Raw genomic sequence first — 13,234 nt, forward strand, 5'->3', positions numbered from 1 at the left:
GGCTCTGCCCCCGGACCCCCGCGCCTCAAACGCCGGCGAGGCTGAAGGGGTCCGGCGAGCGTGCCCGCAGGGCTAGCGGCGGGCCTGGAGGAGGTCTTCCAGTTGTTCCTCGCGGGCCTGGGCGGCCACGAAGAGGAGCTCGTCGCCCGCTTCCAGGGTTTCCTCCCCGTGCGGGGTCAGGACCCGGTTGCCGCGGATGATCGTGACCAGCGAGGTGTCCTCGGGCCAGGAGATCTCGCTGATCTGGGTGCCCGCCACGGAGGAGTCCGCCGGCAGGGTCAGCTCGACGAGGTTCGCGTCGCCGTGACTGAAGCGCAGCAGCCGCACCAGGTCGCCGACGCTGACGGCCTCCTCGACCAGGGCCGACATCAGGCGCGGCGTGGAGACCGCGACGTCGACGCCCCAGGACTCGTTGAAGAGCCACTCGTTCTTCGGGTTGTTCACCCGCGCCACGACCCGGGGGACCCCGTACTCGGTCTTCGCGAGGAGGGAGACGACCAGGTTCACCTTGTCGTCTCCGGTGGCGGCGATGACCACGTTGCAACGCTGCAGCGCGGCCTCGTCGAGCGAGGTGATCTCGCAGGCGTCGGCCAGCAGCCACTCGGCCTGCGGCACCCGCTCCACCGAGATGGCGGTCGGCGCCTTGTCGACCAGGAGCACCTCGTGGCCGTTCTCCAACAGTTCACCCGCGATGGAGCGACCCACCGCGCCGGCTCCGGCGATCGCGACCCTCATGCGTGTGCCTCCTCGGGCCCCTCGGCGAAGGCCGCCTCGACCTTGTCGATCTCGTCCGTGCGCATCATCACGTGGACGAGGTCGCCCTCCTGCAGAACCGTCTGCGACGTCGGCAGCATGGCCTCGCCCAGGCGGGTGAGGAACGCGACGCGCACGCCCGTCTCGTCCTGGAGCTTGCTGACCTTGTGCCCGATCCAGGCGGCGGAGGTGTGCACCTCGGCGAGCTGGACGCCCCCGCTCGGGTCGCGCCACAGCGGCTCGGCGCCCGAGGGCAGCAGCCGGCGCAGCATCTGGTCGGCGGTCCACCGTACGGTCGCCACGGTGGGGATGCCGAGACGCTGGTAGACCTCGGCGCGCTTGGGGTCGTAGATGCGGGCGGCGACGTTCTCGACGCCGAACATCTCGCGCGCCACGCGGGCGGCGATGATGTTGGAATTGTCACCACTGCTGACCGCGGCGAAGGCTCCCGCATCCTCGATCCCGGCCTCGCGCAGCGTGTCCTGGTCGAATCCGACACCGGTGACGCGGCGGCCGCCGAATCCGGCGCCGAGCCGGCGGAATGCGGTGGGGTCCTGGTCGACGACGGCGACCGTATGCCCCTGCTGTTCCAAGGTCTGGGCGAGGGCGGATCCCACTCTTCCGCAGCCCATAATGACGATGTGCACGGCCGTCCTTCCGGCTGTCAGCGACGCGCTGGTTCCCAGCCTCATTGCATGCTCTGGCTTAACAGGGTCTCAGACCATGGCCCAAGCTACACACGGGCGGTCACGTATGTGTCCTCTTGTGGTGCGGTTGGGGTCCAGTCGAGGAGGAAATGGGGCGGGTTTGCAGCGTGAGGGGGTGGGGGGTTCGTCAGCCTGATATCGAACGCTTACGATCCTGTGCGTGTCCAAACTGACCGACGTGCCCAAACGGATCCTGATCGGCCGGGCGCTACGCAGCGACCGCCTCGGAGAAACACTCCTCCCCAAGCGGATCGCCCTCCCCGTCTTCGCCTCCGACCCGCTCTCCTCCGTGGCATATGCCCCGGGCGAGGTCCTGCTGGTCCTCTCGATCGCGGGTGTGTCGGCGTACAGCTACAGCCCCTGGATCGCCGCAGCGGTCGTCGTACTGATGTTCACCGTGGTCGCCTCCTACCGGCAGAACGTCCACGCCTACCCGAGCGGCGGCGGCGACTACGAGGTCGCCAACACCAACCTCGGGCCCAAGGCCGGTCTCACCGTGGCGAGCGCCCTGCTCGTCGACTACGTGCTCACCGTCGCCGTCTCGATCTCCTCGGGCGTCGAGAACCTCGGCTCCGCCGTTCCCTTCGTCGTCGAACACAAGGTGTTCTGCGCCATCGGGATGATCCTGCTGCTCACGCTGATGAACCTGCGCGGCATGAAGGAATCCGGAAAACTCTTCGCGATTCCGACCTACGTCTTCGTCGCCGCCGTATTCATCATGATCGCGTGGGGCGCCTGGCGGGGCATCGTCCTCGACGACACGATGAAGGCCCCGACCGCCGATTTCGAGATCAAGCCCGAACACGAGGGCCTGGCCGGCTTCGCGCTGATCTTCCTGCTGCTGCGCGCCTTCTCCTCCGGCTGTGCCGCCCTGACGGGTGTCGAGGCGATCAGCAACGGTGTGCCCGCCTTCCGCAAGCCCAAGAGCAAGAACGCCGCGACCACGCTGCTCCTGATGGGCGGCCTGGCCGTGACCATGTTCTGCGGCATCATCGCCCTGGCCATGGCCAGCGACGTCAAGATGGCCGAGAAGCCCGCGCACGACCTGCTGGTGGGCGGCGTACCGGTCGGCTCCGACTACGTCCAGAACCCGGTGATCTCCCAGGTCGCCGAGGCGGTCTTCGGCAAGGGTTCCTTCCTCTTCGTCCTGCTCGCCGCCGCCACCGCGCTCGTCCTGTTCCTCGCGGCGAACACCGCCTACAACGGCTTCCCGCTGCTCGGCTCGATCCTCGCGCAGGACCGCTACCTGCCGCGCCAGCTGCACACCCGCGGCGACCGGCTCGCCTTCTCCAACGGCATCGTGCTCCTCGCGGGCGCGGCGATGCTGCTCGTCTGGATGTACGGGGCCGACTCGACGAAGCTCATCCAGCTCTACATCGTCGGCGTCTTCGTCTCCTTCACGCTCAGCCAGACCGGCATGGTCCGGCACTGGAACCGGCACCTGAAGACGGAGACGGACCCGGCCAAGCGCCGAGGCATGATCCGCTCCCGCGCGATCAACACCTTCGGCGCCTTCTTCACGGGCCTGGTGCTGGTCGTCGTACTGGCCACCAAGTTCACCCACGGCGCCTGGGTCGCCCTCCTCGGCATGGTGATCTTCTACGGCACGATGACCGCGATCCGTAAGCACTACGACCGCGTCGCCGTCGAGATCGCCGCCGCCGAGGAGCGCCCCGACGAGTACGTACGCCCCTCCCGCGTGCACTCCGTCGTCCTGGTCTCCAAGCTCCACAAGCCGACCCTGCGCGCCCTCGCCTACGCGAAGCTGCTGCACTCCAACCGGCTGGAGGCGCTCAGCGTCAACGTCGACGAGGCCGAGACCAAGGCGCTCAGGGCGGAGTGGGAGCGGCGCGGGATCAACGTCCCGCTCAAGATCCTCGACTCGCCGTACCGCGAGATCACCCGCCCGGTGGTCGAGTACGTCAAGGGCCTGCGCAGCGAGAACCCGCGCGACGCCGTCAGCGTGTACATCCCCGAGTACGTCGTCGGCCGCTGGTACGAGCACCTGCTGCACAACCAGAGCGCGCTGCGCCTCAAGGGCCGCCTGCTGTTCACGCCCGGCGTGATGGTCACCTCGGTGCCCTACCAGCTGGAGTCCTCGGAGCTCGCGAAGAAGCGGGCGAAGAAGCGGGCCGAATGGAACGCCCCGGGCGCGGTGCGCCGCGGACCGGTGGACACCCCGCGCCAGGCGAAGGACCCGGCGTCGAAGTAGCCGCGGCGACCGCGGCAACCTCCGTGGCAAACGGCCGGACGAGATCCACGTAAACTGGTGGGTCGGTCGTCCGGCCGTCCCTTTTTGAGTCACCCCCTTCCTTGGAGTCTCCCCACCATGACCGAGCAGAACGAGAAGCAGTCACTGGTCGGGGAGGAGTACGAGGTCGAGGTCGGCCCCGTCGCACACGGCGGGCACTGCATCGCGCGTACCGCCGACGGCCGCGTCCTCTTCGTCCGCCACACCCTGCCCGGCGAGAAGGTTGTCGCGCGCGTGACGGAGGGCGAGACGGACTCCCGCTTCCTCCGCGCCGACGCGATCAAGATCCTCTCGGCCTCCAAGGACCGAGTCGAAGCCCCCTGCCCCTACGCCGGCCCCGGCAAGTGCGGCGGCTGCGACTGGCAGCACGCCAAGCCCGGCGCCCAGCGCCGACTCAAGGGCGAGGTCGTCGCCGAGCAGCTCAAGCGGCTCGCCGGGCTCACCCCGGAGGAGGCCGGCTGGGACGGCACCGTCATGCCGGCCGAGGGCGACAAGCTGCCGGCGGGCCAGGTCCCGCAGTGGCGCACCCGCGTGCAGTTCGCCATCGACGAGGACGGCAACGCGGGCCTGCGCAAGCACCGCTCGCACGACATCGAACTGATCGACCACTGCATGATCGCGGCGCCGGGCGTCACGGAACTCGGCATCGAGAAGCAGGACTGGCCCCAGATGGCCACGGTCGAGGCCATCGCGGCGACCGGCTCCCAGGACCGCCAGGTCGTCCTCACCCCCCGCCCCGGCGGCCGCCTCCCCCTGGTCGAGCTGGACAAGCCGGTCTCGGTCCTCCGGGTCGAGGAGAAGGACGGCGGCGTCCACCGCGTCCACGGCCGCCCCTTCGTCCGCGAGCGCGCGGACGGCCGTACGTACCGCGTCGGCATGGGCGGCTTCTGGCAGGTCCACCCGCAGGCCGCGGACACCCTGATCAAGGCCGTCATGCAGGGCCTGATGCCGCGCAAGGGCGAGATGGCCCTCGACCTCTACTGCGGCGTCGGCATCTTCGCGGGCGCCCTCGCGGAACGCCTCGGCGACACGGGCGCGGTGCTCGGCATCGAGTCGACGAAGCGCGCTGTCGAAGACGCCCGCCACAACCTGGCCGACTTCCCCCGCGTCCGCATCGAGCAGGGCAAGGTCGAGCAGATCCTCCCGAAGACCGGCATCACGGAATGCGACCTGGTCGTCCTGGACCCCCCGCGCGCGGGCGCCGGCAAGCAGACGGTCCGCCACGTGGCCGGCCTCTCGGCCCGCCGCATCGCGTACGTGGCCTGCGACCCGGCGGCCCTGGCCCGCGACCTGGGCTACTTCAAGGAGAACGGCTACAAGGTCCGCACCCTGCGCGTCTTCGACCTGTTCCCGATGACGCACCACGTGGAGTGCGTGGCGATCCTGGAGCCGATCGAGAAGAGCCGCTGACCTTGGGTTTCTTGTTTTCGGCAGGGAACCCAACCTGTTTTCGGAGGAGCAGGGGGCGACGGCGGGGAGGAAGCGGACGACTGGGACTTGGAGGTCCCGCCTCCGCGATCGGTCGGCGGCCCCGCACCCGAACCCTCGGCACGGCGGACGTCAAACCGGGGGCTTCGCGAAGCCCTGCTGGAGAAGGTCAGGGCGCTGCTGCGTAAAGCGGAGAGCCCAGCCGCGGGTGAGGAGGAGGCACGCGCCTACCTGGCCAAGGCCACTGAACTCATGGCCAAGTACGGCATCGAACAGGCGATGCTCGACGATCCGGACCACGCCGGGCCCGTGGACCGGATCATCGAACTGTGCCCTTCTTACGTCAAGGAGGTGCGGCGCCCGCTGAGCAGGATCAGCCACGAGATGCCATGCCGGTCCGTGGATCCGGGGGCAAGGCCAACAGGCACCGTGTGCACCTGTTCGGCTTCGAGGCCGACATTCAAGCGTCCGAGGTGCTCTTCGTCAGCCTTCGCCTGCAGATGCTGGACGGCGCGGACCGTCTTCACCGCCCTGCCGGCGAGGATGCGCGCGTCTGCAAGCGGTCCTGGATGCTCGGTTTCATCCGTGAGGTGGCAGGACGGGTCGTCGCTGCCCAGCAGGCTGCCAGGACGGGCCGAGCGGGAGGCCGGACCGGGCGCCGGACGGGGAGGCCGGCGGGCGCAGCGTCGCCCTGGTTCTCGCGCACCGGATGCACGTGGTCGAGTCGAGCCTTGCCACCAAGTACCCGAAGCTGAAGAAGGAGAACCCCACCAAGCTCAAGGGCTCCGGCTACAGGGAGTCGCTGACGGCCGGTATGTGGACATCGGCAGTCCGGCTTTCGGCGGGGGGGACTGGTTCGTGTAACTCGGGTGGGGAGTGCGGCCACCGACCGTTCGCGGACGGTGTGGGGCGGGGGAGGCTCGGCACACACCGTTCTGCCCGCGTGCCAGGCGTCGACCTACGGCGAGCGGGCCGCGACCGCGTCGCACAGCCATGCCCCGGCAAGCTGTCCTTCTGGGTGTCTCGACCACCCCGCCGGTCCATGCGAGAGTCTGCGGTCGGCCGCCGGCCTCCCTCATGGCCGTCCTGGCCGCACCTCGGGCCGGCGAGCGCGTGCTGGACCCGGTCTGCGGAAGCGGAAGGCTTCTGTCACTCCGCCGGACTTGATGAAATCCGGGGGAAGCGGCATATCCTCACGACAGGCCGATACGTTGGCGGCACGACGAATCGACGAAGGAGATGTGTCGGCACTTGGACCGGTGAACCGTCTCTGCCTGGTGCGTGCCCCCGTGGTGCCCGGCCCCGTCGTCCGAGGTGTTGCCCAGCCGGTGCATCCTCGTCGGCCTGCCTCTGTTCGACGTCGGAATGATGCCTCCCGCCTCGATCTCCATCAGGAAGTTGGCCTTTCGAGTGGGGTACGCGGTTACGGCCGTTGCCCTCCGGTGACCTGAATTCGTGTCTTTCCCTCGCGGGAGTGAAATTCCTTCCGGAGCGGACCGTCACATCGTGGGCCGCAGTACCTTCGGGCGCTGGAGAGAGGGGGCCGATGCCGCGGAGGCGTTACGACCAACGGGTTCTCGTTCTGGTCGAAGTGCGGGGTGGGCAGCGCGACTGGGAGCAGGCGGAGCGGGAGTTCGAAGAGCAGGACTGGCCGGTCGCCACGTCCTTCGTCCGTGGCGACGGAGCATCCACCGGAGTGCTCCGGGCGGACGCCTCAGCTCGTCTGTACTCCGTCGAGGTGCGATTGTTCGGGGCCCGCAACAGGCGTACCGAGCGGGCAGCCGCCTGGCGCGTGGAGCGGCTGGCACGGGCGACCGGTCTGGAGATGTACGCCCGGCGCTGTGAGTTGATGGACCGGGACAGGGAGCGGCTGACTGTTTGGCGGGGGCATACCGTGGCCCATCGGCCCCCTCGTGTACCCGTTCCGAGGCCGCGGACATCGGTGGCGAGGCTGGGCCGCGCGACCGAGGTGCTGCGTGCGCGTTTCACGGAGAGACGTGGCCACCACGACACCGGCCTGATGGTGACGGGCACGGCGTCGGAAGCCCGACGACTCTCCCGCATGGACCTGCACGGCGGATCCGCCGCCGGGCCCGCCACCGACGTACGGTCACATTCCCGCCGGGAACGCAGCCACATCGTCCCCCGCCGTGAGGAGGACCACCACCGCAGGGCGAACCGCCTCGCGGCCTGGCTGTTCGCCATGGCGTTCTGCGCGGTGGTCGCCCGACAGCAGAGCGGTGCGCGGACCTGGTTATGGGCCGGAGCTGCGATCGGGTGCTTCTTCATGGGAGCCCGGCTGGCGAGAGTCATGTGCGCCTTCGGGGGCCGTGTGCGGAGTCTGCTGCTGTGGGCCGTGCTGGCCGCCTGGCTCCTTGCCGTCGCCCTTGGCGCCGACACGGGGAACGGAAGGGGCTGGACCCCGGTACAGCTGCTGACGGTGTTCGCCGTTCTGGCGACGACCGGAGGCATCTGGCTCCTGGTTCGGCGGTGGACGTGGGGCGAGTGGATCGCCTGCGCGGCACCTTTGGCTTTTTGCGGTCGTCGTGTCCTTCGTGGTGAGCTCAGGGTCGGTGCTGCATGCGCTGTACGCGGACAGCCTTGAGCTGAAGCCCGAGGACCTCGACGTGCCCGCACCCTGGCAAGCCACTTCGGCGGTGAAGCTGTTGAGCCTGTTGAGCTTTGCCCTTTTCGTCCCGGCGCTGTGGGGCATGGCAAAGCACGTACATGCACCGTTCGTCAGCCCCATCGAGCGGCTCGGCATCCCGCTCCTCATAGTCACCCAAGTGGCGGGGGTGGTGCTGTGCGCGACTGGGGCCCTGGAGTCGGCGGGGGATGCGGTGAAGGACTTTCGTGCGGCCGCTGCGCGGAAGGAGGAGCTGCCTTCCTACTTCGGGGTGGAGCCGGAGTGGACGTGCGTGGAGCCGACGGTCCTCGCGGCGAAACTCAGCAGCCGGGGCGGCATCCTCCGTCCCGAGCGGCCGTACATCTCGTTCGGGGAGGCCGGAGGAACGGTGTCGCTGTGGGACGAGCCCGCAGGCAAGGCGCTGCAGATGCCGGCCGAGCAGGTACGCCTCGTCCCGGCGGCGGACGGCCGGGCCCGCTGCGCCTTCTCGTACGAGAGCCTGCCGAAGGGCGACTGACTTGCATCAGTCGGCGAAGCCTTCGTCGAGTGCCAAGGACAGCTGGTTCGCCCGAGTTCCCGCACCTCGGCGCACACCGGGGCCCGCGTCATGATGCGAGGAACGGGCTCGGTGCGCCGTGCCAAGAGACCCGCAGGACCTCACGTGCGCGAGTGCAGGCGACGAAGAGGAGGCTCAACTCGCCGAGCAAGTCTTCCCGGTGCTGCTGAGTGTCCACTTCTGCGGGTGTCAGAGCCGATGCCAGAGGGACGATGCCGTCGCTCACACCGGCGACAGCGACGAACCGGAACTCCAGTCCCTTCATGCGGTGCATAGTTCCGATGCAGACGCCGTCGCCGGAGGCCTGAGCCGTTCCGAGAAGACGAACGGGAAGATCTGCTCGTTCCAGCGCATGCGCGATCTCTTTGCCCAGTTGCAGGTATCGAACGGCCACCCCGATCTCGCTCGGCTCCACACCGTCGTTCACCCACTGGGCGATGCGCGACGTGAGCTCCGCGATCTCTTCGGCCCTGTCGGCCGATGCCCTCAGCTCGGGGTTCCCGCCGTTCAGCACGGACCGATACCCCGTCAGAGATTCGGTTCCGCCGTCCATGTCGTCCAAGCTTTCCCCACTGAGCAGGGAGGCCGACCACTGCAGGATCTCGTGTGTGGTGCGGTAGTTGATGCGCAGCCGGTGGGATCTGCCGCTGACGTTCACGCCGAGGCTGCGCAGTGACACCTTGTTGCCGTAGATGCGTTGGTGTGTGTCTCCGGCAATGAACAGATCGTCGGGTCCGGGGGCGACCGACGCCCGCAGCAAGCGCCACTGCGCCGGGTGGATGTCCTGGGCTTCGTCGATCACCACGTGACGGAACGGGCGGTCGGTACGCGGCTCCAGCAGCCGGGCGGCCTCCGCGCACACCTGGAGGAATGTCCATTCCCCGGCTTGGCGCAGTTCCCGTGTGAACCCCTCGACGGCACGCCAGACCTGGGCGCGCCGCAGCGGGCTCAGCGCCGTGCCCCGGCCGCTGCGTGACGCCTTGAGGTAGGCCTCGGGCGAGCGGAGGTCCTGGGCCAGGACGACCTGTCGCCATTCCTGGTCGAGGAAGACGTCGCTGTAGTCGAGCCCGAGCCGGCGGGCGAGGTCGTTCCAGCGGGAGTTGATCTCCTTCTGGCTGGTCAGCATGGTCAGCGGGCCGCCCCGGTCCTCGCGTACGAGCTGATTCGCGAGGGCGTCGACATTGACGACGCGGATCTTCGCGCGCAGCGCCTCGTCAGGGATGAGCAGTTCGAGTCCCTGGCGTAGATCAGCTGCGAGATTCCTGGTGAAGGTCGTGAGCAGCACCGATTCGTCGGGCGCGTCGTCCGGCAACTGTTGCGCCAGGTGGAGGGCGCGGTGCAGGGCGACCACGGTCTTGCCCGTGCCGGGGCCCCCGGTCACCCGGGCCGGCCCGTTGTAGGAGGGGTGGTAGGCGATGCGCCGCTGACTGGGGTGCAGGAAGACCCGCCACGCGTCGAACGGTCGGGACAGGACGTCCAGCAACTCTTCGGGTCCCGAGAGAAGGGCGATGCGCCCCTGCGAGCGGGCCATGGCGGCGGCGAGTTCGTCCTCGGCCGGAGTCTGCCGCGCCTCGGCGGCGGCGCGTTCGGCGTGCACGGCCACGGACTCGCGCCAGACGTCCTCCGGGGTCAGCCCCGCGGCCAGACCGGCGAGCACGTCGTATTGCTGCTCGGGCAGGATCTTGCGGAGCGCGTCGAGATGGGCTTCGGTGCTGAGGTTCCGCACGAGCGGGAGCAGATCGGGGTCGATGCCGAGGCGGGTCAGTTCCTTGTCCGCGACATCGGTGAAGAGCCGGCTTTCCGCCGCGGTCGGGGCATGGTGGACGTCGGCCGCGGCTTGCTCCAAGGCGATGTCGTTGCGTAGCTCGATGCCCTGGGTAGCGGAGTTCACCGTCGCCCGATGACTCAATGCCCAGGCGATGGCATCGTCGTGCGCCATGACCTTCAGGAGAAGGAAACTGTCTCCGGAGTCCGGTGCGAGAACGACGCCGCGCATGAACTTGCTGACGCGGATGGTGCGGATCCGGGAGTCACGGGGATTCTCCAGTTTTTCCAGGTGAAGCCCTGCATGGCGGTGCTCGCGGAATTTGTCGAAGACTTCGTGGACCCGCTTCTGGACGGGCTTCTCCAGCTTGGCGAACTCCAGAAGGAAGTCCTTGTGGATTCCCAGTGTCGCCATGTGTGCCCCCGGGTCGTGCGTGTACGGACGATTCGACTGATCACCGTACGGTATGGGGCGACAATGGCTGGTCGGCGTCGAGGGTTTGGGGAGAGGACGGGCGTGCACGCTCAGGAGACCACGTTCAGCAAGCTGGTCCAGGGGGAGCAGCAGTTCCAGGTACCGCTCTACCAGCGCACCTACAGCTGGCAGCGCGACGAGCTGCGGCAGTTGTGGGACGACGTGCAGGAGCTGGTCGAGGACCGGCAGGAAGGGCGGCCGGGCTCGGGTCACTTCCTCGGTTCGGTCGTGCTGGCGCCCGAGCGCGTCGCCGCGGGCGGGATGCAGCGCTGGCTCGTCGTCGATGGCCAGCAGCGGATGACCACCTTGATGCTCGCGTTCACGGCTCTCCGGGACCACCACAGGGACCGGGGCTCGGCGAAGAAGGCCGCCCGAATCAACGACCTCATCCTGGTCAACACGTACCAGGACGGGCACGACAGCTACCGGCTGCTGCCGACGCAGGCGGATCGCGAGGCGTACACGGCCTGCGTGGACAGCCTGCCGAAGGCCGGCGGCGCCGGAAACGTGGGCGCTGCCTACCGCTTCTTCGTAGCCGCCCTGGCCGACGGGACGGAGAGCGGTGGTGAGGCCTGGGTGGACGCGGTCGAGTCCGTTCTCGGCGACTGCCTCTCGATCGTTGCCATCACTGCCGCCGAGGGCGACAACGTCTACCGCATCTTCGAGTCCATCAACAACACCGGTGTGGGGCTCAGCCAGAGCGACCTGCTGCGCAACTACCTCTTCATGTGCCTGCCGACCAGGGGCGAGGACGTCTACCGCAAGCGCTGGCTCCCCATGCAGGAGCTGCTCGGCCCCGCCCATCTGGAGCTGCTGGTGTGGCTGGACCTCGTCGTCGGAGGGAACAGCCGGGCCCGGCAGAGCGAGATCTACCGGGATCAGAAGAAGCGCCTGGAGCCGCTGAGCGGGGACGAGGCGGCGCTGGAAGCCGAGATCGCCCGGTTCGCCCTGCGGGCCGACCGTCTCATGCGCATCCTGGAGCCCGAGAGGGAAGTCGATCCCGGGCTGCGAGCAGTACTGGAGCGCCTGTCGCGTTGGGGCGGCCAGACCCACTACCCGCTGGCCCTCCATCTCCTCGACCTGGTGGACGAGGGCAGGACCACGGCCTCGGAAGCGGCGGAGGCACTCGCGTTCGCGGAGAGCTACATGGTGCGGCGCCTCTTCGCAGGCATGTCCACAACGGGCAGTAACCGGGTGTTCATGGAGCTCCCCAAGGAGCTGGACAAGGACGGCTCCCCGGCCGAGGCGGTACGCCGGTTCCTGTCGCGCCCCCGTACGGGCGCCCGGCTATGGCCTGGCGACGACGCCGTACGTGAGGCCGTTCGCACCCGCCCCTTCTACAAGACCGGGCGTAGCAACCAGCGCTTCCAGATCCTGCGCCGACTGGAGGAGAGCTACGGTTCGAGCGAGCCCGTCGACTACGACAAGGCGCCGCTCACCGTCGAACACGTCCTGCCCCAGAGCCCTGCCCAGCAGTGGTTCGACCTGCTGGCCGAGGAAGCCGCGGACGGCGAGAGCCCCCAGGAGATCCACAACCTGCTCGTGCACACCCTCGGAAACCTCACACTCTCGGGTGAGAACGCACGGCTCTCCAACCACCCCTTCCACCGCAAGCAGGAGCTGCTCGACTCCAGCGCGCTGCGGATGAACCAGGAGATCGCCGCACAGGAGCGCTGGGGCCGCAGGGAGATCCTCGCCAGGGCCGAGGAACTGGCCGACCGGGCCGTGGGGCTGTGGCCCGGGCCTCTGGACGGAGTCGTGCAGTCGGACGACGAATGGGTCGGCTGGCGTGAGTTGAGGGAGATCCTGCTCGCCGTGCCGGCCGGGACGTGGACCTCGTACGGAGAGCTCGCCGCGCTCATCGGTACCAGTGCCATCGCCGTCGGCAACCACATGTGGTCCCGTACCGGCCTGAACTGCGCGTACCGCGTGCTGACCGCCGACGGCCGGATCGCGGGCGGGTTCCGGTGGACCGGCGACCGGCACTCCGGGGACCCCAAGGTCGTCCTGGAAGCCGAGGGCGTGCCCTTCGACGAGAACGGCCGGGCCTCGAAGGCCCACCGGCTGAGCAGCTCGGACCTGGCCGTTCTGGTGGGCAAGGAGCTGCCGGAGGAGACCCCGGCGGGGTCGGCCGTGTCGCAGACCGACGGCGACGAGGCCGGCACCCGCTTCGAAACGCTGCTGCGTGCCAACCAGACACCGGAGGTCGTCGAAGGCGTCCTGGCAGCACTCCGCTTCTGGGAGGAGCAGGGCGGCCACCAGGTCTACGGAAAGGCGACGGAGACCAGCTGCTTCCCGACCGTGGACGCGGGCGCGCCGGGCTCGCCGCGTGCTCTGTGGCCCATCGGCATCTACCCGGTGACCGGGACGGCGGAGGTCGTCTTCCAGTACCTCAAGCGGCGTCCGCCGTTCGACGACGAGCCGCTGCGCCGCGCCCTGTTGGAGCGGTTCAACGCCATCGACGGCATCGACCTCGCCGAGGCGAAGCTCGACCTGCGCCCCTCGTTCCCGCTGGAGGTCTTCGCCGAGCACCCCGAGGAGATCCGTTCCGTACTGGAGTGGTTCATCCACGAGGTCGCCCTGGCGGAAGCCCGCCGCCCGATCGACGGCGGCAACCCGGCGGTGTTCTGACACGGCGCCGGCCGGACCGTCCCCACCTGGCCGGATCCGGCCC

8 protein-coding genes and 1 pseudogene are annotated in these 13,234 nt (G+C 69.0%); 5 read left to right on the plus strand and 4 right to left on the minus strand.

All coding sequences use genetic code 11. The annotated features are described in order from the left end of the window. Positions 1 to 72 precede the first annotated feature (72 nt). Both ACFV9H_RS27580 and ACFV9H_RS27585 read right to left on the minus strand, forming a co-directional pair. Entirely contained in the window at positions 73 to 735 is a 663-nt protein-coding gene (locus ACFV9H_RS27580; protein ID WP_385403179.1) for a potassium channel family protein, read from the minus strand. Then, positions 732 to 1,400, minus strand: a complete 669-nt coding sequence (locus ACFV9H_RS27585) for a potassium channel family protein (protein ID WP_385403182.1) — start codon at positions 1,398 to 1,400, stop codon at positions 732 to 734. The genes ACFV9H_RS27580 and ACFV9H_RS27585 overlap by 4 nt, the downstream gene beginning before the upstream one ends. 220 nt (positions 1,401 to 1,620) lie before the next feature. Here ACFV9H_RS27585 and ACFV9H_RS27590 point away from each other — a divergent pair, with 220 nt between their 5' ends. The 3 genes and pseudogenes from ACFV9H_RS27590 to ACFV9H_RS27600 all read left to right on the plus strand — a co-directional run. Further along, a complete protein-coding gene (locus ACFV9H_RS27590; protein WP_385403184.1) occupies positions 1,621 to 3,672 on the plus strand; it encodes an APC family permease in 2,052 nt (683 codons plus the stop codon). A 117-nt stretch (positions 3,673 to 3,789) separates the two neighbouring features. After that, the gene (locus ACFV9H_RS27595) at positions 3,790 to 5,121 is read left to right on the plus strand and encodes a class I SAM-dependent RNA methyltransferase (RefSeq protein WP_385403187.1); all 1,332 of its coding nucleotides are present in this window, start codon (positions 3,790 to 3,792) and stop codon (positions 5,119 to 5,121) included. Positions 5,122 to 5,208: 87 nt separating this feature from the next. Then, positions 5,209 to 5,403 (plus strand): annotated as a pseudogene (locus ACFV9H_RS27600) (DUF2786 domain-containing protein); the annotation flags it as partial. Positions 5,404 to 5,477: 74 nt separating this feature from the next. Here ACFV9H_RS27600 and ACFV9H_RS27605 read toward each other — a convergent pair. After that, positions 5,478 to 5,666 carry a hypothetical protein gene (locus tag ACFV9H_RS27605; protein ID WP_385403264.1) on the minus strand — a complete coding sequence of 63 codons (189 nt, stop codon included), beginning with the start codon at positions 5,664 to 5,666 and terminating at the stop codon, positions 5,478 to 5,480. A gap of 2,019 nt (positions 5,667 to 7,685) precedes the next feature. Between ACFV9H_RS27605 and ACFV9H_RS27610 the strand changes: the two genes are divergently transcribed. Then, the gene (locus ACFV9H_RS27610; protein WP_385403190.1) at positions 7,686 to 8,282 is read left to right on the plus strand and encodes a hypothetical protein; all 597 of its coding nucleotides are present in this window, start codon (positions 7,686 to 7,688) and stop codon (positions 8,280 to 8,282) included. Between the two features lie 88 nt (positions 8,283 to 8,370). Here the strand turns inward: ACFV9H_RS27610 and ACFV9H_RS27615 are convergent, their stop codons facing one another. After that, a complete protein-coding gene (locus tag ACFV9H_RS27615) occupies positions 8,371 to 10,608 on the minus strand; it encodes a UvrD-helicase domain-containing protein (RefSeq protein ID WP_385403193.1) in 2,238 nt (745 codons plus the stop codon). Here ACFV9H_RS27615 and ACFV9H_RS27620 point away from each other — a divergent pair. Next, positions 10,603 to 13,191, plus strand: coding sequence for a DUF262 domain-containing protein (locus ACFV9H_RS27620; RefSeq protein WP_385403195.1), 2,589 nt, complete (start codon positions 10,603 to 10,605; stop codon positions 13,189 to 13,191). The two genes, ACFV9H_RS27615 and ACFV9H_RS27620, sit on opposite strands and share 6 nt — an antisense overlap. The last annotated feature ends 43 nt before the right edge of the window (positions 13,192 to 13,234 follow it).

Source organism: Streptomyces sp. NPDC059874 (assembly GCF_042731135.1).
Taxonomy (GTDB): domain Bacteria; phylum Actinomycetota; class Actinomycetes; order Streptomycetales; family Streptomycetaceae; genus Streptomyces.